The sequence below is a fragment of the Microbacterium amylolyticum genome (assembly GCF_011046975.1).
In the GTDB taxonomy this organism is placed as follows: Bacteria; Actinomycetota; Actinomycetes; order Actinomycetales; family Microbacteriaceae; genus Microbacterium; species Microbacterium amylolyticum.
Genome location: NZ_CP049253.1, coordinates 1,398,473 through 1,417,183 on the forward strand (window position 1 = coordinate 1,398,473; position 18,711 = coordinate 1,417,183).

Annotated in this window: 14 protein-coding genes and 1 pseudogene; 9 read left to right on the forward strand and 6 right to left on the reverse strand. The window is 61.0% G+C overall.

All coding sequences use genetic code 11. The features are described 5' to 3' along the window. Positions 1 to 52: 52 nt before the first annotated feature. Complete coding sequence (locus G6N81_RS06905; RefSeq protein ID WP_165134842.1) at positions 53 to 1,216, reverse strand: acyltransferase family protein; 1,164 nt, start codon at positions 1,214 to 1,216, stop codon at positions 53 to 55. Positions 1,217 to 1,265: 49 nt separating this feature from the next. Continuing rightward, entirely contained in the window at positions 1,266 to 2,054 is a 789-nt protein-coding gene (locus tag G6N81_RS06910) for an acyltransferase family protein (RefSeq protein ID WP_165134844.1), read from the reverse strand. A gap of 370 nt (positions 2,055 to 2,424) precedes the next feature. Between G6N81_RS06910 and G6N81_RS06915 the strand changes: the two genes are divergently transcribed. Next, positions 2,425 to 3,602, forward strand: a protein-coding gene (locus tag G6N81_RS06915) for an IS3 family transposase (RefSeq protein WP_378731765.1) whose coding sequence is annotated in 2 segments (ribosomal slippage) — positions 2,425 to 2,691 and positions 2,694 to 3,602 — 1,176 coding nt in all. Because the reading frame shifts where the segments join, the coding sequence is not laid out codon by codon here. A gap of 223 nt (positions 3,603 to 3,825) precedes the next feature. After that, positions 3,826 to 4,959 carry a Coenzyme F420 hydrogenase/dehydrogenase, beta subunit C-terminal domain gene (locus G6N81_RS12955; RefSeq protein WP_378732054.1) on the forward strand — a complete coding sequence of 378 codons (1,134 nt, stop codon included), beginning with the start codon at positions 3,826 to 3,828 and terminating at the stop codon, positions 4,957 to 4,959. A gap of 11 nt (positions 4,960 to 4,970) precedes the next feature. Here the strand turns inward: G6N81_RS12955 and G6N81_RS06925 are convergent, their stop codons facing one another. Together G6N81_RS06925 and G6N81_RS06930 are read right to left on the reverse strand one after the other, a co-directional pair. Further along, positions 4,971 to 6,257 carry an oligosaccharide flippase family protein gene (locus G6N81_RS06925; RefSeq protein ID WP_165134849.1) on the reverse strand — a complete coding sequence of 429 codons (1,287 nt, stop codon included), beginning with the start codon at positions 6,255 to 6,257 and terminating at the stop codon, positions 4,971 to 4,973. Beyond that, on the reverse strand, positions 6,254 to 7,402 hold the full coding sequence (locus G6N81_RS06930) for a polysaccharide pyruvyl transferase family protein (RefSeq protein ID WP_165134852.1): 1,149 nt from the start codon (positions 7,400 to 7,402) through the stop codon (positions 6,254 to 6,256). The genes G6N81_RS06925 and G6N81_RS06930 overlap by 4 nt, the downstream gene beginning before the upstream one ends. Before the next feature lie 115 nt (positions 7,403 to 7,517). On the opposite strand from G6N81_RS06930, the gene G6N81_RS06935 reads away from it, so the two are divergent. The 3 genes from G6N81_RS06935 (at position 7,518) to G6N81_RS06945 (ending at position 11,109) form a co-directional block, all read left to right on the forward strand. Continuing rightward, positions 7,518 to 8,450, forward strand: a complete 933-nt coding sequence (locus G6N81_RS06935) for an acyltransferase family protein (RefSeq protein WP_241245130.1) — start codon at positions 7,518 to 7,520, stop codon at positions 8,448 to 8,450. A gap of 153 nt (positions 8,451 to 8,603) precedes the next feature. After that, the gene (locus G6N81_RS06940) at positions 8,604 to 9,998 is read left to right on the forward strand and encodes an IS1380 family transposase (RefSeq protein WP_165134858.1); all 1,395 of its coding nucleotides are present in this window, start codon (positions 8,604 to 8,606) and stop codon (positions 9,996 to 9,998) included. Positions 9,999 to 10,221: 223 nt separating this feature from the next. Continuing rightward, a complete protein-coding gene (locus tag G6N81_RS06945; RefSeq protein WP_165134861.1) occupies positions 10,222 to 11,109 on the forward strand; it encodes a glycosyltransferase family 2 protein in 888 nt (295 codons plus the stop codon). A gap of 126 nt (positions 11,110 to 11,235) precedes the next feature. Here the strand turns inward: G6N81_RS06945 and G6N81_RS06950 are convergent, their stop codons facing one another. Then, positions 11,236 to 12,546 carry an ISL3 family transposase gene (locus G6N81_RS06950; RefSeq protein WP_165134864.1) on the reverse strand — a complete coding sequence of 437 codons (1,311 nt, stop codon included), beginning with the start codon at positions 12,544 to 12,546 and terminating at the stop codon, positions 11,236 to 11,238. 159 nt (positions 12,547 to 12,705) lie between these two features. Here G6N81_RS06950 and G6N81_RS06955 point away from each other — a divergent pair. The 4 genes and pseudogenes from G6N81_RS06955 to G6N81_RS06975 form a co-directional block, all read left to right on the forward strand. Then, positions 12,706 to 12,825 (forward strand): annotated as a pseudogene (locus tag G6N81_RS06955) (transposase); the annotation flags it as partial. 301 nt (positions 12,826 to 13,126) lie between these two features. After that, the gene (locus G6N81_RS06960) at positions 13,127 to 14,197 is read left to right on the forward strand and encodes an IS110 family RNA-guided transposase (RefSeq protein WP_165134867.1); all 1,071 of its coding nucleotides are present in this window, start codon (positions 13,127 to 13,129) and stop codon (positions 14,195 to 14,197) included. A 213-nt stretch (positions 14,198 to 14,410) separates the two neighbouring features. Continuing rightward, positions 14,411 to 15,433, forward strand: a complete 1,023-nt coding sequence (locus G6N81_RS06970; RefSeq protein WP_165134870.1) for an acyltransferase family protein — start codon at positions 14,411 to 14,413, stop codon at positions 15,431 to 15,433. 175 nt (positions 15,434 to 15,608) lie between these two features. After that, a complete protein-coding gene (locus G6N81_RS06975; protein ID WP_165134858.1) occupies positions 15,609 to 17,003 on the forward strand; it encodes an IS1380 family transposase in 1,395 nt (464 codons plus the stop codon). 403 nt (positions 17,004 to 17,406) lie between these two features. Here G6N81_RS06975 and G6N81_RS06980 read toward each other — a convergent pair whose 3' ends face one another. Beyond that, entirely contained in the window at positions 17,407 to 18,711 is a 1,305-nt protein-coding gene (locus G6N81_RS06980) for an O-antigen ligase family protein (RefSeq protein ID WP_165134873.1), read from the reverse strand.

Sequence of the window (18,711 nt, forward strand, 5' to 3'; positions counted from 1 at the left end):
CATAGCCCGGGCCGCGCGCAACGGCTCAGCGCGTCCCGCCGGTTCGGCACAATCATTGCGGGTCTGGGAATCCGGCTTGTTCCTTCAGTTCATGAAGCAGTGGCTCCGACAGCGAACGGCCAAATGTCTCCGTGAAGTGCCCGGCGTCCCTATAGACATGGACATTTCCGATCACCACGGGGCAAGCACCGTCGGCACAGAACCAGTTCGACATGTCTACGACCTCCGCCCCCTGCACTCGATCGGCAGCGACTGCCAGCACCTCATTCTCGAAATCAACGGTTGCTTCCTCGACTGAACGACTGCACGGGGTATGCGGCGTCTTCACGCCGCAACCGATGAGCTCTAGCGTGGTGCGGGGGTAGTCGCGAATCGCAAGAATCGTTGCGCCTCGGTCGATGAGTGGTTGCCACGCTGACTCATATCCCTGAACGCCCGCGTTGAAGCTCTCCGCACCAGTGTCAGGATCGCGAAACGCTCGGTTCTGGGCGATCGCAGACGTGAGGACGTACTCGTACGCTTCCTCTTCGGCGAGGAAAGCAGTCAGGTCCGAGACCCACTCATCGCAGGTCGTACGCCAGGTGTCATCAGACTGCGTACGAGACGCGTTGTTGAACGTGCACGAGTGCTTGAAATAGGTATCGAGCCGCCAACCGTATCGGTCAGCAATTTCTGCGTACGCAGGCATCCATACTGCGGCGTGCGAATTACCGATCAGTGCGATACGTGTCTCGGAGCTTGGGTCTCCCCATACGCACTGCTTGATCTCAGTGCCCGTCATTCCGGTCGAGCATTCTGCATCGAACAGCGGAGACACGTCGTCGTACGGCGAAGAAGGAAAAACCGCTGTTTCCTCAAGCTCGCCGTCGCACTCTGCGTCAACAGCGAGCGAACGGGCTCCGAAACAATCACTCGACATCGCTGCAAGGATGGCAACACGGTCAACTTCGGCGCGATGTTCAACGGCAATGACCCCAGCCGCGCTGACGCAGCTGACTCCAATTGCCGCAGTGACGGAGAGTGCCAGGGCGAGCCGGCGGTTCCGCGGTCGCGATGAAGCTCGCGCGCGCAATATAGGGTCTTCAACGAGCTTTTTTGTCAGGAAAGCCAGAGAAAGCGCTCCGCCGATCACTGCAAGACCAGTCTTCCAACCCGCTTCTGACATATCGCGAACTTCCAGCGCGAAGATTAGGATCGGCCAATGCCATAGGTACACGCCGTAGCCCAGGCCACCAAGCCATACCAGGGGCTTTGAGGATAGAAGGCTACTTGCCCCCCCACTTGGCCTCCTGCTGCCCCGTCACAATTATCAGGCAGGCCGCGACCACGGGAATCAGAGCGACGTACCCCGGGAAAAGATCAGCGACAGGAAGCACCGCTCCGACAGTTACCACTGCGATGAGCGCGATCCATGAAAGTACTGCCGCGACCTGCGCGGGGAGCTTGACTTTATCGATGGTTAAGGCGAGCAAAGAGCCTAGCCCGAACTCCCATACCCGCGTCAAGGTACTGAAATACGCGAACTGTTGGTCGGATCCGGTCTGCAGCACGGACCAGACGAACGACACCACAATAAGGGCGGCGACAGCGACAACCGCTGCGCGTTTCGTGCTCGTTCCGGACCGACGCACGATGAACGCGACGAGGAGGAACAGGACAAACCAGATCACGTAGAACTGACCTTGGATCGACATCGCCCAGAAATGCTGGACGGGCGATCTCGTCGTGTCAACAGCGAGATAGTCCACGGAGTTGAAAGCGAGGAACCAGTTCTCCCAGTACGAAGCCGACGCGAGGATCTGAAGAAACCCGTCACGCCACGATGCGTACGGCCGGACGACGATGGTCAGAACGAGTACAGCGCCAAGAACGACTGCTGCCTGCGGAAGCAAGCGCATGGCGAGGCGGCCGAAGAACGTTCTCGCTCGCACATGTCCGAATCGCCGCGTCTGGCTGAGGAGCGTCGCCGTGACGAGGAAGCCGGCGATCGTAAAGAATACGTCCACGCCACCGGATACGCGGTTGAACCAGATGTGGAAGACCGCGACGAGCATGAACGCCACGGTGCGGAGGCCTTCGATCTCAGGACGATAGGTCGAGCGTACGACCTCACGGGATGAGTACGCCGTCTTCGTTATGCGGGTCTCGTTCATAGTCTCTTCGGCGTCGGGGTGCTCACGGGAACACTGGTCATGCGGCGCTTCGGGCATCTGGCGTGGTCAACGCCTGCGAAGATCACGAACGATCAAGCACGCTGATCAAGCACACGCAATTCGCCGCGTCTCACCATACTGGCTCTTCACGAACGAGGGTGTAGCGCGGGCCTGAAGCCTCCGGCCTCGAGCAGCGATCTTGGGGCGTGAGGAACGAATCGGTGACAACTGATCGTTAGTGCCGGGAGGCGCTGGCGGGGAGGATGTCATCATGCCCGGTCCCTATCCCAGAGAGTTCCGCGAGGACGTTGTCGCGGTCGCTCGTAGCCGTGAGAGCGGCGTCACCATCAAGCAGATCGCCACTGACTTCGGTATCAGCGAAGCAACGTTGCAGAACTGGCTCCGCCAAGCTGACGTCGAGGAAGGCAACCGTCCTGGCCAGACCGCCGCGGACGCGGCTGAGACCCGTGAGCTGAAGAAGCGAATCCGGCTGCTCGAGCAGGAGAACGAGGTGCTCCGGCGCGCGGCGGCGTATCTGTCGCAGGCGAACCTGAAACTCGGTGGCTCCCCAAAATGACGTACCCGCTCGTTGCTGAGCTCGCCGACGCGGGGATCCCCGTGACGGTGTCGTGCCGGGTCCTCAAGCTCGCCCGCCAGCCCTACTATCGCTGGCGAAACGACCCGGTGCGGGATGCCGATGTGCTCCGCGCGTATCGGATCAACGCGCTGCACGACGCGCACCACGACGACCCGACGTTCGGCTATCGATACCTCGCCGACGAAGCGCGGCGGGCGGGGTGGCGGATGAGTCGGTGGACGGCGTGGAAGCTGTGCTCGCAGGCCGGGATTCTCTCGTCCGCGCAGCGCCGACGGCGCGGGAAGGGTAAGAACGCCGGCCCGCCCGTGTTCGACGATCACGTGCAACGAGTGTTCCGCGCAGACGCGCCGAATCGGCTCTGGCTCACGGATATCACGGAGCATTGGACGAGCGAAGGCAAGCTCTACTGTTGCGCGATCAAGGATGTCCGCTCCAACCGGATCGTGGGGTACTCGATCAGCGACCGGATGACCGCGAAGCTCGCCGTCGATGCCGTCCGCAACGCCGTCGCCCGCCGCGGTGAGATCGCCGGGTGCATCCTGCACGCCGACAGGGGTAGCCCGTTCCGCAGTCGTGCCATGGCCCGCGAGCTACGCCGCCACGACATGGTCGGATCGATGGGCCGTGTCGGCGCCGCCGGGGACAACGCGGCCATGGAGTCGTTCTGGTCGCTCCTGCAGACCAACGTGCTCAACCAGCAGCGCTGGACAACACGGCAGGAGCTGCGTCTCGCGATCGTCGTCTGGATCGAGCGGAAGTACCACCGCCAGCGCGCCCAGGACACCCTCGGCGGGTTGACTCCCATCGAGTTCGAAGCCAAGCTAGCCGAGCCGCTCACACTCGCGGCCTAAGCCGAACCTGTCACCAGTTCGTTCCTCACGCCCGTCGGAGCCTCTTACGGCTACAGTCGGACCGACCACTGCCGATGCCAACCAAAAGGCAAAAGCCCCCGTCGACCGGAGCCTCACCACGATGCCACACAAGTCTTCCCTCGCACGGTCTATTGATCGAGTTGTCACATCTGGGTCCTGCACCGGATGCGGCGCCTGCACCTTGCTAGCCGATGGAATATCGATGAGAGAAAGTGCTGATGGTTTTCTCCGACCAGTCGCCGAAAATGGCCACACGAAGAGTAGCCGCGACACGATCAAGCAGTTCAATCGTGTATGTCCAGGAAGACGCGTAAGCGCGCCAGTAGTCGAGGAAGGCGGGAGCCATCATGAAATTTTCGGACGCTATATCTCAGTGTGGCGCGCTTGGGCAAGTGATCCTGAGGTCCGCGAGCAAGGAAGCAGTGGAGGTGTCCTCACTGCGTTGACGGCATGGCTCGCTGATACCGGCCAGGTAACATCCACGCAAGCCGTTGCCGCGAGCACCTGCGCACCGAATCGGTCAGTTTCGGTGAGAATTACGACTCGTCAAGAAGCGCTGTCCGCGGCAGGTTCAAGATATGCTCCTGTCGCCGCTCTTGAGGGAACGTCCCTCAGTTCCGAGAACGCACTGGTCGGAAAGCCATGTGAAATCGCTGCCGCACGCGCGATTACATCCGAAAGCCAGGGCTCCGCCCCTCTGATGCTCTCGTTCTTTTGCGCTGGGACCCCTAGCCAACACGCAACAGACTCGCTTGTGCGCAAGCTTGGACTTGAGACGAACAATCTCATGTCAATGCGTTATAGGGGCGGCGGATGGCCAGGTTACTTCACGGCAATAGATCCTGACGGCCGCGAAGAGTCCCTTTCGTACGCCGAGTCCTGGGGGGCGCATCTCGGGCGCGACCTTCAAATGCGATGCAAATTGTGCGTCGACGGCACTGGCGAAGCATCAGACATCGCCGTCGGAGATTTCTGGGAGACTGATAGCGCTGGTTATCCACTATTTTCGGAAGGGGACGGTGAGTCCGTGGCAATCGCGAGGACTCACCGGGGTGATGACGTTATCCGCCGGGCTGCCGAAGCTGGGGTGATTATCGTGGAAGAGGTCACCCTCGATGACCTCATCGCTGTGCAGCCGCTCCAGGTAAAACGACGACGGACGCTAGCAGGACGCCTCCTCGGCCGCCGCCTCGCTGGCTATCGTGTACCGCACTACCCTGGCTACAGTCTCGCCCCTCACTTCACCAAGCGAGCAGTCCTAAATCTCAGAACGGCTGCCGGCACGTTTCTACGTTCAGTCAAGTCACGTGTTCGGGGCCGAAGCGCAGACCGCTAGCGTTGGGCAGATCAGCCTCGCTTTACTAAGCGCTTGATAGCTTCTTGGAGATCGTTCGGCATTGGCACAAACGCACGAAATGGGGCTTTGAGCCCTCCGCTGAGCATCAACATCATGACAAAATAGCCCATTGTTGAAGCAAGCGCCGCGCCAACCGCACCGAGAATCGGTCCCAGAACAATCAACGATCCGACTGAAACGACAAGCGCGACCGTTTGCGATATGGACATGCGCCCGCCACGTCCTTCAGCTGCGAGTGCCATCGAGATCACGTACCCGCTCGTCATTGCGAATCCTCCTATTGAGGCTACCCACACTACCGGTACGGCATTCGCAAAGCTCGGGCCAAACAGCAGCGGCACCACAACAGGTGTCGCAAGGCAAAGCAACGGGAAGCAAACAAGCGCAAGCGCGATTGCTGAACGCGTCGCTTGTTGCTGGAGTTTACGGCGCGGCTCCCCAGCTTCCGCTCGGACGATCGGCGTGAAGTAGGCCGCACCAAGTGCCTGTCCGAAAGCAAGCGGAATTGTCACAATCGTCGTGGCTACAGCATAGTAGCCAGCCTGCGTCGCTCCGATCAGTGGCAAAGCAATGGCCTGATCCATCCGGTTAGTCGCTGTCTCTGCGAGAGAAGAACCAGAGAAACGCAATCCCTCACGCGCAAGGCTCGGAATCTCCCGCCAAGCACCCTGCCAAGAAGCGCGCACAAGACACAGGCCTACAATGCATGCCAGCACATGCCCACACACGTAGGCAATCAGAACCGTCCCTGTGGAAGCGCTATCCGATAACCATAACGCGAGCACCACCACAAGGTAAGAGACTGGGGGCGTGAGCTGAATCAACGCGATGGCGCGGTATCTCGACTGCGCTACGAGTACACTGACGTCGCAGGTCCAACTCACGACGACGGGCGCCAAAAGTACACTCATCGTTGCCACGAGCGCGGCCAGCGGCTGAAAAGTTGAAAACATCGTAAGATGCAGCGTGACGGATATCGGAATGGCTCCGACAAATCCGAGCAATGCGATGATTCGCGCGGATGCCACGATGCGGGCGCCAGCTGGCATAGCCGCCCGGCGACGAACGGCTAGCGGAACACCGAAAGCCAAAACGACGGGAACAATGTGAAAGATCGCGATGACAGCGGCCGTCTCCCCCCGTCCCGCAGGGCCAATTGCGCGCGCAACGATCGGCGCAGAGACTAGCGCCAATCCTGCTGAGAAGATCCGGGCGAAGGCAAGCAAGGAGGGGCTATCTTCGGCGATACTTCCAAGCGCGCGGCGAAACCAACTCATGCGGTAAGCGAGATCTTCTTCAAAGCTTCAATGGAATCGGACAGCCTCGACTCAGCATTCGCTCTCAGCGCATCGAGTTCATCGTCATATTCACCGCGCAGCAGCTCTTCCGCCTCTGCAACGATTCGTTCGACGGTCAAATCCTCGTCGCGTAGGTCATGGACGTGCGACCATCCAATATCATTCATTAATGGCGCGAACTTGCGCGAATAGGCCAGAGGAAGCGACCTTGTCCCCACGGACAGGGCATTCAAACATGCGTGCATTCGCGATCCGATAACCAACTCGGCCGACGCAACCATCCGCCTTGCTTCAGTTACATCAACGGGAACGAGTGCCTCCAGATTGAGCTCATCCGCCAACGCGCGACAAACTGGAACGTCATTGTCAGGGCTCTCGCTCTCAATCACATGGGAGAGTAGAGACACCGTCCGACCGTTTCGCGTCATTTCAGCGATTATCTCGCGTATCACGCGCCGGTACTTCTCGTAGTCAACGTGATGGTTCTCTTGCCAGAGCAGCCCAGAGACGTTGAGCAAGACATCCCGCTTCTCGGAGACATTTGGAACTGGGAGCGCAAAAACAACATCAGTGGATGACACATCAGGACGGCGACCAAGCAATTCTGAAACGTAGTCACTACTTGCGCGGTCTCGCGAGTGCACCTGGTTCGCGCGCTGCATTACATAGCGACCGATCGCCTTGCCCCACCAGGTATTGAACGGACCGATTGTTTGCGGCCCAAGCACTACTGGAACGTTCAAGGACGCGGCTAATCTGTTGGCGTTCGCCATCCACAAAAGACGCTGGGCACCATAAATATCTGCGAAACTATCGCCTGCCCCTGAGTCAATAATGAGATCATACGATGAAAGCTTCACTTTCAGATCCCCCCGCCGCTTCCCCAAGTCGGCTACAATCGCTCGATTCCCAAAGGCGACATCCGAGTCACCACGGCCATAGTCCTGAAAATCCACTTGGACGTCGCTACCCCACGCCCGACGCGCTAGCTCCTTCATGCCATACGCCAGCACCTGCACACCAAGATTCGCCGAACGGCTATCCGCCCAAAGAACAAGAACTCGCAACGTCGCCTCTCCCCTCCCGGAAAAGTGACGTGAGAAACCGCGCCACTGATGACCCATCCTACGGCCATCCACCTGCGAAGCTACTCCCGACAGAGCGAGAGCTGTGACGAGCCGATCCGATGCCAAGGTAAGATCCGTGGTCGTGCCTACCTCAACTGAACGCATGCAGTGGATGGACTTCCTCCGTGGGGTCGCGATTGTGTTGGTCATCGCTTGGCACGCCCCGGGAATCCCTTCTATGCTCGGGAGCCCGATGCCTGACTGGTTGCGGACGGTGAACGACTTCCTCCTGCCATACCGCATGCCTACCCTCATGTTTCTGTCGGGGCTTCTCGTGCCACGCTCATTGGAAAAGCCGCTGACACGATACTATTGGGGAAAATACCAGTTAGTCTTGTGGCCTTACCTTATTTGGTCAGGAATCCACATGGTTCAACATATCCCGGCCGGTCCGATTACGAATCCTCAAAATTGGATCGCAACTGGATACTTGTGGTTTCTCTTCTTCATCGGAGTTTACTACTCCATAGCCCCTTTCATGAGGTATTTTCCTGCCTGGTGCCCGCCCACATTCTTTGCGATCATGGCTCTCGCACTACCCGAAGGGCACCCAGAACGCTTCGCATACTTCGCCATATTCTTTTTTAGCGGGGCACTCGTTGCGACTCATGCCAAGCTATTGGACGCAATTTTGCGCGGCGGATGGGTGATAGGCGGGGCGGGTCTGGTTGCAGTTGCATTTGGAACACTCGCGACACGAGTCGATACGCAGTATGAGACATGGGGCGCACCATTTAGTATTTGCGGAATCGCCGTCGCGATATATCTTGCATCACGAGTGAATGGCCGTAGCTGGACAATCCCGTTTCGTTTTATCGGGCGTTCGTCCCTTGTGTTCTACGTCGCTCATTTTCCAATCATTTACGGAGCTTGGACACTATTCACGCTCTGGAGCGACGCTCGCCCTGACACCATCTCCATCGCGCTATTTTTCCTTGCTTTGAGCGCCTGCACCGGGCTTGCATACTTCCAGAATATACCGCCAATAAAATGGCTCTTCCGCGCGCCCAGCTTTCCCAGCATTAGCACAAAGAAGTGGAAGTAATACGAGATATCTCTATTTGCGATCTCCCTACCCTCGGGCTTTCATCGTTGAAGCGCTCTGAGCTCGTGTCCTGGACGTGAAAAGTGCCCCTGATCTGGAAGAATAAGACTTGTCTAGAGCACTTGTTCGTCCAGTTCGAGAAGCACCTTCAAGGTGAAGAATACCGGAGCCTATCCCCGCGCCCATGTTGATACTGCGGCGGTGTCCGCGGCCGGTCATGCGGGCGGGGTGTTGCTGACCGAAACGATCCGCGCGACGGGCCTGGACCGGATCCTGTCGGAGAGCCTTGGGCCGTGGCGGAAGCCGCTGTCGACGCATGACCCGGCGAAAGTACTGCTTGATCTCGCGGTCACGCTCGCTCTCGGCGGTGACGCGCTCTCTGATATCGCGACCGTTCGTGCCGAGCCGGGTGTTTACGGGCTGGTCGCGTCGGATCCGACGGTGTCCCGCACTGTCACCGCGTTGGCCGCGGATGCTGACCGGGTGCTCGCCGCGATTGACACCGCCCGGCAAGCGGCGCGCGAGCAGGCGTGGGCCCTGGCCGGCGGACACGCACCCCAGGCCGGCATCAGCGCGGATGCGCCGTTGGTGATCGATCTGGACGCTACGCTGCTGACCGCGCACTCGGAGAAGGAGCAGGCCGCGGCGACCTTCAAACGCGGGTTCGGGTTCCACCCGCTGATCGCGTTCGCCGACCACGGCCCCGCAGGTTCCGGGGAAATGCTGGCCGTGAAGCTCCGCCCGGGGAATGCGGGCTCGAACACCGCGGCCGACCACATCGCCGTCACGAAGGCGGCGCTCGCGCAGCTCCCGGACGGGAGCCCGCGTCCCGGGAAGAGCGTCCTGATCCGCGCCGATGGTGCCGGCGGGACAAAGGACTTCCTGTCCTGGCTGACGAAACAGCGCCTGTCGTACTCGGTCGGTTACACCCTCCCGTTCCATACCCCCGAGCTCTACAAACTCATCACCGACCACAAAGCCTGGGAGGCCGCGCTCGACGCCGACGGCGACGTCCGTGACGGGGCCGCCGTCGCGGAGCTGACCGGGCTACTCGACATGACCGGCTGGCCCGCCGGGATGCGGGTCATCGTCCGGCGGGAACGTCCGCACCCCGGTGCGCAACTCCGCTTCGACGACGTCGACGGTTACCGGCTCACCGCATTCGCGACCAACAGCAAGCGGGGCCAGCTGCAACAGCTTGAGCTCCGCCACCGGCGCCGCGCACGCTGCGAGGACCGCATCCGCAACACGAAAGACCAAGGCCTCCGCAACCTCCCCCTCCACGGATTCGCTCAGAACCGGATCTGGACCCAGGTCGTCGCCCTCGCCAGCGAGATCACCGCCTGGACAGGCCTCCTCGCTCACCCCGGACACGAAGCCCGACGCTGGGAACCCAAACGACTCCGGCACCGCCTCTTCACAATCCCCGCGACCCTCGCCCACCACGGGAGGCGCACGATCCTGCACCTCTCGAACCGGTCACGCTGGGCAAAGATCGCCCTCACAGCGATCCGCCGGATCCGCGCACTCCCCGCACCCAGCGGCTGACACCGCCGACCTTGCTGACCATCACGACCCGAGGGCCCGGAGAACCGCCCCGCAGCGCCACGCGGCGCTCTGTCGCACCCTCATGCCAGAATCAGGCCCAAGCGGGCGCACCGACGCCCAACCGGCCACACTCAAGAGACCGACGAAAGATCGAGGTTAGAATTGTGAGTTAGATTCTCTCGTCGGCGTCACGCCGCTCAAGCCGAAGGAACGCAGGAGAACTATGAAAGTTCAGGCAGTCGTCGTAAACTACCAAAGCTCAGACTATGTTCGCGCTTGCCTTAATTCACTGGCGCTTGCCGGTATCGACAGAGTGAGCGTGGTCGATAATTATTCGACCGCACATGAAAGACTAGCTATCGAAGAGGTGATACGCCAATCCCCGATCGAGGCAGCATTTACGCCACTCGAAGAGAATATTGGCTTCGGAGCAGGAGTGAACCGCGGATTCGCGGCGCTAGGAAGCACCCCAGAAGATCTCGTCTGGATCGTGAATCCTGACGCCGAAGTCAATTCGGACGCACTTTCGTCTCTTGCCGGTCGCATCGTTGACGGTGATGCGGATATCGTATCCCCATTGATCCTCACTGGTTCGCGGGCTCAACCGGTCGTATGGTTTGGCGGCGGTTCGATTATCGAGTCAGAGGGCCGCACAAAGCACGTTCATTTTGGAGAACGACTGGATGGCTTGACGGGCCTAACGCCCGCCGATTTCCTCACGGGAGCCGCGCCGATGATGCGATCCCGCGTCTTTGACCAAATGGGAGGATTTCGTGAAGATCTTTTTCTGTACTGGGAAGACGCAGATTTCTCTCGACGTGCAGCCGCTGCAGGGTTGCGGCTCGCTGTAGATCTTGATGCGCATATTTGGCATGCCGTCGGAGGTTCTGGTGATCGTTCTGGGAAAAGTGCCGTGTACTATTATCACATGCAACGCAACCGAATGTTGGTGGCTGCACCATGGACATCTCGCTGGAACCTGCTTCTAGGGCGGGGCCTAAAAGAAACCCTGAAGCTCTCCCTCCGCCCACTCAAGGAACCGCAAGCACGCCTCGTAAAATTGAAGTCAGGGTTCCGGGGCCTCCGCGATGGTTTCCGCCGCTCACGGTAGCAAAAACGGACTTTCTCCTGCGATCGTATCACCACACCATTATCTTATGTACTGATATGACGAAGGTTGCGCTATTGCATTAAGTGAGAAAGATGGATCGTGATTTTGACTATGTGGGTTATCGGCTCATCGCATTCCAGAGTGTAGGTGGGGTCTGAATCCTCCGGACTCGAGCAGCGATCTGGCGATGTAGTTCGTGAGGTTGCGGAAGCCGAGGGCGGATCCGCGGAGATGCTCGAGGCGGCCGTTGATGGCCTCGGTCGGTCCGTTGCTGGTCCCGGGGCGGTCGAAGAACGCGAGGATGTCGGCGGCCCGCTTCTTCAGTGTCCGGCCGAGCTTGCGGAGTTCGACCAAGCGGGCCGGGACGCCGGTGGCGACGGCGTCGATGACCGCCTGCATGGCCTGCTTCCCGAGCTTCTTGTCGGGTTCCCGGTAAGCGGCGATCATGCGCTGGTAGATGCCCCAGGTCGCTTCGACCTCGACATGCTGCTCGTCGGCGAACAGCACCTGGATTCGCGTGACCTGCTTCTCGGTGAGGAGGGCATCACCGGTGTGCAGGGTGCGGCGGGCTTTGTAGAGCGGGTCGTTCTTCATCCCGCGCCTGCCGTGGAGGTCCTGCTGGACGCGCCGCCGGCAGACGTCGAGCGCGTCGTCGGCGAGGCGGACGACATGGAACGGGTCCATCACCGCGACCGCTTTCGGGAGCTCTTCGGCGGCGGCGGTCTTGAATCCGGTGAACCCGTCCATCGCGACGACCTCGATCCCGTCCCGCCACGACTTCGGGCGTCCCGCGAGCCAGTCCTTGAACACGGCCTTCGATCGCCCCTCAACCATGTCCAACAAGCGTGCGGGGCCGATCTTGTCGCGGTTCGGGGTGAGGTCGATGATCACGGTGACGTATTTGTCGCCGAACCTTGTGTGCCGCCAGACATGCTCGTCGGCACCGATCACCCGGACCCCGTCGAACCGGTGGGAGTTGTTGATCAGGCGTCGGCGGCCCTCGGCGAGGACCGCGCTGTTCGCGGTGTGCCAAGACACCCCCAGCCCTGCTGCGACGCGGGTCACGGTGAGATGGTCGACGACGATCCCGGCGAGAGCCCATCCCAGTCCACCGCGGGAGATCTTCGCCCGAGACGGCGCAGCCCTCGTGGTGTCTTCCCGCCAAGTCCGCCGGCAGTGATCACACCGGAACCGGCGCACCCGGAGCAGGAGCGTCGTGGGCCGGTGGCCGAACGGCGCGTGCGCGAGCCGCCGGACGACCGTGTCCCGGACCACCCCTTCGGCACCGCATTTCCGGCACCACGGGTCCGGCTCGGCGACGCGGCACTCGATCACCGCGCGCTCAGGCTCGAGTCGTTGGCCGACGGCTTGAAGGCCGAGTTCGTCGAGGCGGCAGAAAGTGGTCAGGCACGGTGCGGCGAAGGTAGCGTTGAACAACGTCGAGGTCTTTCAGATGGACAGCTTAGGAACTTCCATCCTGGAAGACCTCGACACCTATCCGGCGATCGCCGCGCGGCCCCGACCTACACTCTCAACTGCGAAGAGCCGGACAACCTCGCGGCGGGGCTCGGGATCGCCGAGAAGGTCGTCGCGTCATTCTCGTCGTGTCCGATCCCGGAGATCGCGAGGCTGGGACGGACGTTGAAGCGCTGGAAGGACGCGTTCCTCGCGTACTTCACGACCGGGCGCGCGAACAACGGCGGCACCGAGGCGATCTGTGAGTCTGGCTCTGGCTGATCTGGGATCGGCTGGTCAGGATGGATACCGGTCGTGTCGAACCGGGTGTGACTCTCGAAGCAATTGGCCCGCAGCTTGCGGTGTCTTCCCGTTGAATTGTCCGCTCGGTGCGGCGCGGCCGGCGCCGTCCGGCCCACCTCGGTGACCTCATCAGGAGACTGCCCGACCCTCCGGTCGTGGCCCATCACAGATTCGCCCCGAAGTGACCTCTTCCCGGACCGGCGCCGGCCGTTCAGCGACCGTGACCATGTCCGTCTCGAGGAGAGGAGCGTCGATCGCCATGGCTATCGTCGCGCATGCTCGTCCGTTCGTCATCGGCGTGGACACCCACGCCCGCAACCACGCCGTCTCAATTCTCGCTTGCCCGACCGGCGAGATCGTTGATGAGGCCCAGTTTCCAGCTACCGCCGCTGGCCTGTCTCGGGCCGTGTCGTGGGCCGGGCGCCGCACTGGCGGTGACGTCACTGTGCTCTGGGTGATCGAGGGCACCGGTACCTACGGTGCTCGTCTGCGCGCAGTAGCCGCGGACAACGGATACACGGTCGTCGAGGCTCCGCGGATGAACGCCCGCGCGAACCGCACGATCGGCAAGTCTGACCCGCTCGATGCACGCCGTATCGCTGCTGCAGCCCTCCCGCTGCACGAGACGCAGCTGCGCGAACCGCGCGCCGACGATGGGGTCCGCGCGGCAGTCAAGGTGCTGCTCGCCTCTCGCGACCACATGAGCACCGAGCGCACCGCGACGATCAACGCGCTTACCGCGCTGCTGCGCGTCGTCGACCTCGGCATCGACGCTCGCCGCCCGCTCACCCAGGCCCAAATCGACGCAACTGCCGCATGGCGGGCCCGCCATGAAGCCCTCGCCACAGCGACCGCACGTGGCGAGGCCACCAGGCTCGGCAAACGGTTCGCTGCGCTCGACAAGGAGCTCAAGGACATCACCAAGCGCATCACAGACCTTGTTCGCCAGAGCCCCGCTGGTGGCCTGCTCGACCAGCCCGGCATCGGCCCGGTCACCGCCGCCGTCGCGTTGACGTCCTGGTCGCATCTGGGTCGGATCAGATCCGAGGCTGCGTTCGCCAGCCTCGCCGGCGCCAGCCCAATCCCCGCGTCCTCGGGCAACACCGTGCGGCACCGCATCAACCGCGGCGGTGACCGCCGTCTGAACCGCGCCCTCCACATGGCCATCGTCACTCGCATGCGCATGGACCCAAGAACTCGCGCCTACGTCGAGCGCCGCACCGCTGAAGGACGCACCCTCCGCGAAATTCGTCGCTGCCTGAAGCGATACCTCGCCCGCGAGATCTACCGCCACCTCACCACCGCAGCCCGCGCCCAACTCGCCGCTTGACAAACATAGGAGATTCAACGGCATCATCGAGCTCCACCGACGCCTGGCCCGCGGGTTCCGCAACCGAGACAACTATCGACTCCGCATGCTCCTCGCCGCAGGCGGCCTCACAACCTGACCCCTACCGAATGTCCCAAGAGCCACATATGCATCGCCTATAATCGATGCACGCCACGCGAACGACACTGCGATATTTAGGATTCTGGAGAATTTATGACAAGAATCACGACGTCTAGGTATGCGTGGGTTGATGCTGCACGAGCATTTGCGATAGTTCTCGTCGTTCTCGATCATTCGCTTAACTGGCTCACGCCAGTCGGCCTTACAGCGCCCTGGTGGCACGACATGAAGCACCTATTTACCTCGATGCGCATGCCGCTTCTCTTCACAGTATCAGGGATTTTTGCAATCAAGTGGGTGGCCGCGCCGTGGCATTCATTACTCACCAAGAAAGTGCAATTCTTTATCTGGATATTTTTAATCTGGGCTGCTATCGGTGCTCTTGTTCTTCCATTAGGTGAAGCTGTGCAAGGAAATGATCGGACGCTGATATCACGAATCGGAGTTTTTGTGCTTGCCCCGGTGCGACCTACGGGAGAGCTTTGGTTCATTTGGGCGCTCGTATTGTATTTCATCGCAGTTAGACTTATGTGCCGAGTTCCGATCGCCGTTCAGCTAGTCCTCGCGTCCGTGATTGGGGTGGTTGGCTGGGTCTTGCCTGTGATAAACGTTGGCTGGTCCGGGGCGCCGAAGTATTTCTTCTTCTTCCTGGTAGGAATATATCTGCGCGAGAAGATCTTCCGTTTGCAAGGACAGCTGGCAGGCCCGTGGGGCGCAGTTGCGTTTGGAAGCTGGGCTGTACTCGCTGTCGTAGTCTGGCGCGTTGCGAACAATTCGCCATGGGTTGGTCTGCTGAGCGTGCTTGGGGTCGTAGCGGGCATCGCCATCGCCGGGCAACTTGCACGAGTTCCTATGATTCACCAAGTCGGGCAGAGCACTCTGCCGATCTATCTTGCACATACTCCCATCATTATCCTGGTCGTTTGGGCGCTTTGGAAGTTGAATTTCGAAGTGATTGACTGGATGCCGGTAATTTTCCCGTTCGGAGTTGCGATCATTGCGATTGCAGGAAGTCTGGGGTTGGAGCGCGTCGTACGCAATAGTCCGTTCAAGTACATTTTTGAGATGCCACCCGTGCTTGGTCGGCTCCCTTTCGGTAGCATCGGTCGTAGCTGACTTGCTGCGTATAAGCGGGCATCCGGAACGAACCGGTGACCGTTTCGGCCTACCCTCGGGCTTTCATCGTTGAAGCGCTCTGAGCTCGTGTCCTGGACGTGAAAAGTGCCCCTGATCTGGAAGAATAAGACTTGTCTAGAGCACTTGTTCGTCCAGTTCGAGAAGCACCTTCAAGGTGAAGAATACCGGAGCCTATCCCCGCGCCCATGTTGATACTGCGGCGGTGTCCGCGGCCGGTCATGCGGGCGGGGTGTTGCTGACCGAAACGATCCGCGCGACGGGCCTGGACCGGATCCTGTCGGAGAGCCTTGGGCCGTGGCGGAAGCCGCTGTCGACGCATGACCCGGCGAAAGTACTGCTTGATCTCGCGGTCACGCTCGCTCTCGGCGGTGACGCGCTCTCTGATATCGCGACCGTTCGTGCCGAGCCGGGTGTTTACGGGCTGGTCGCGTCGGATCCGACGGTGTCCCGCACTGTCACCGCGTTGGCCGCGGATGCTGACCGGGTGCTCGCCGCGATTGACACCGCCCGGCAAGCGGCGCGCGAGCAGGCGTGGGCCCTGGCCGGCGGACACGCACCCCAGGCCGGCATCAGCGCGGATGCGCCGTTGGTGATCGATCTGGACGCTACGCTGCTGACCGCGCACTCGGAGAAGGAGCAGGCCGCGGCGACCTTCAAACGCGGGTTCGGGTTCCACCCGCTGATCGCGTTCGCCGACCACGGCCCCGCAGGTTCCGGGGAAATGCTGGCCGTGAAGCTCCGCCCGGGGAATGCGGGCTCGAACACCGCGGCCGACCACATCGCCGTCACGAAGGCGGCGCTCGCGCAGCTCCCGGACGGGAGCCCGCGTCCCGGGAAGAGCGTCCTGATCCGCGCCGATGGTGCCGGCGGGACAAAGGACTTCCTGTCCTGGCTGACGAAACAGCGCCTGTCGTACTCGGTCGGTTACACCCTCCCGTTCCATACCCCCGAGCTCTACAAACTCATCACCGACCACAAAGCCTGGGAGGCCGCGCTCGACGCCGACGGCGACGTCCGTGACGGGGCCGCCGTCGCGGAGCTGACCGGGCTACTCGACATGACCGGCTGGCCCGCCGGGATGCGGGTCATCGTCCGGCGGGAACGTCCGCACCCCGGTGCGCAACTCCGCTTCGACGACGTCGACGGTTACCGGCTCACCGCATTCGCGACCAACAGCAAGCGGGGCCAGCTGCAACAGCTTGAGCTCCGCCACCGGCGCCGCGCACGCTGCGAGGACCGCATCCGCAACACGAAAGACCAAGGCCTCCGCAACCTCCCCCTCCACGGATTCGCTCAGAACCGGATCTGGACCCAGGTCGTCGCCCTCGCCAGCGAGATCACCGCCTGGACAGGCCTCCTCGCTCACCCCGGACACGAAGCCCGACGCTGGGAACCCAAACGACTCCGGCACCGCCTCTTCACAATCCCCGCGACCCTCGCCCACCACGGGAGGCGCACGATCCTGCACCTCTCGAACCGGTCACGCTGGGCAAAGATCGCCCTCACAGCGATCCGCCGGATCCGCGCACTCCCCGCACCCAGCGGCTGACACCGCCGACCTTGCTGACCATCACGACCCGAGGGCCCGGAGAACCGCCCCGCAGCGCCACGCGGCGCTCTGTCGCACCCTCATGCCAGAATCAGGCCCAAGCGGGCGCACCGACGCCCAACCGGCCACACTCAAGAGACCGACGAAAGATCGAGGCTAAAAGGAGGGCGGCTGGATTATCCGGTGGCGACCCCCGTCCGGCAAGGCAGATCCCAGGCAACGCCTGATCGCCCATGAGCTTCGACCGCGCGTCCGAGAAAAATCCGGCGTGACTGCAATCATCTGCCATAAACTCCGGCCAGGATCTCTATCCTGGCGAAACGCATCTCGGACAGGTGAATGCGAATGGACTATGCACGGCCCTATCATTCTAGTGGCGCTCGGGTAAAGAGAGAAAAGGTCTCTACTGCTTTCTGGCCTGCGCCTCACGCCAAGCCCGGCGAGGGGATACCCGCGACCCGTCGTCGGCACCGTGAGAACTGTTGGCCTGATTCACACCCGCCGTTGCCATCGCGAGCACGAGCGCGAGTGGCACCGCAGACTGTGGAGCATTGAGGAGATTGTCGAACGCACCGTAAAATGCACACGCAACGGCTATCACGCAAACCATACCCCGGAATTCGTGCGCCACACCCCGGAACGCAAACCAAAATAGAAATGCAAACATCGCCAAAAAGACGATAAATAGCGGCGCACCAATATCTACGAGCAAACTTACATATGCGCTATGAGGCGAAACAAACGATCGCATAATCGTTGCATTTCCCGACTCTTCAGCGAGGACAGTCGCACCCCCGGGTCCAAACCCAGTCCAGGGATGCTCCTGAAATCTACGCATAAAGTAAGACCAGGCTTCAGTTCGGCCGGAGAAGCCCAGAATGCCATGTGCGGAAGCAGTCGACCTCTGCATGAACAGAGGAATAAAAAGCATCGCACCAGCAACGAGACCAACAACGCCAACTCCGATTCCAACTCGCCACTGCCGTAGGCGATAGAGGACAGCGACTATCAACATTGCGACGAATACCAGACCTGCAGCGAGCGTCGCTCCACGCGTTCCGGTAAGCGCACAAATTCCCGCATTCGCTACCGAAACCCAAAGCCCCCAAGGACTACCCAAGCTCCACAGCCAGGCTGCGCCGATGACACCGAATAGAGCCAGGGACGCGAGATACGCCGGCGGCATTCCAGCGGCAAGTCGAAGTGCTCCAGTGTATTCATGCATGATGAAGATCGTGTGACCAGAAATGCTTAATGGTACACTGATCAACACAGCAATAATTGGCGCAAATGCAAGCGAGACAGCTCGCGATCGAACATTCACTTGACGCCAATCCACAAAGAAAACACACCAGGCGTACACGTAACCCGCAGTTCCACGAATGAGAACTAGATCACCTGGCCCTGCATCGCGCAGGTCCAACAACGATGCTATGAAGAAAGCGGTTGCAAAAACACCGAAAAGAACAAGCACTGGCCAGGGTGGGATTCGAAAACCGACCAGAATTCCCGCCACAGCGACACATATAAATACAAATATCTTCTGTAGCATCGCACCGTTGTCGATGCCGAACAAAGACTGGATGGCGCCGTAGCCGGTGAGGGCAGGCAACAACACCAGCAATGGAAGTAAGGCTCCGAGTGGACCCGCGAAAACTGTCCGCAGACGCCTGTGCTGGTACGCAATCCTTTGCAGTGCTGCGGTCAT

Bases quoted from the DNA above. Each gene is read 5' to 3' on its own strand.
- G6N81_RS06910 (WP_165134844.1), bottom strand. From the start codon at position 2,054: ATGCTCGTCGCGGTCTTCCACATCTGGTTCAACCGCGTATCCGGTGGC.
- G6N81_RS12955 (WP_378732054.1), top strand. From the start codon at position 3,826: ATGAGAGAAAGTGCTGATGGTTTTCTCCGACCAGTCGCCGAAAATGGC.
- G6N81_RS06925 (WP_165134849.1), bottom strand. From the start codon at position 6,257: ATGAGTTGGTTTCGCCGCGCGCTTGGAAGTATCGCCGAAGATAGCCCC.
- G6N81_RS06930 (WP_165134852.1), bottom strand. From the start codon at position 7,402: ATGGGTCATCAGTGGCGCGGTTTCTCACGTCACTTTTCCGGGAGGGGA.
- G6N81_RS06935 (WP_241245130.1), top strand. From the start codon at position 7,518: ATGGACTTCCTCCGTGGGGTCGCGATTGTGTTGGTCATCGCTTGGCAC.
- G6N81_RS06945 (WP_165134861.1), top strand. From the start codon at position 10,222: ATGAAAGTTCAGGCAGTCGTCGTAAACTACCAAAGCTCAGACTATGTT.
- G6N81_RS06960 (WP_165134867.1), top strand. From the start codon at position 13,127: ATGGCTATCGTCGCGCATGCTCGTCCGTTCGTCATCGGCGTGGACACC.
- G6N81_RS06970 (WP_165134870.1), top strand. From the start codon at position 14,411: ATGACAAGAATCACGACGTCTAGGTATGCGTGGGTTGATGCTGCACGA.
- G6N81_RS06980 (WP_165134873.1), bottom strand. From the start codon at position 18,711: ATGACCGCAGCACTGCAAAGGATTGCGTACCAGCACAGGCGTCTGCGG.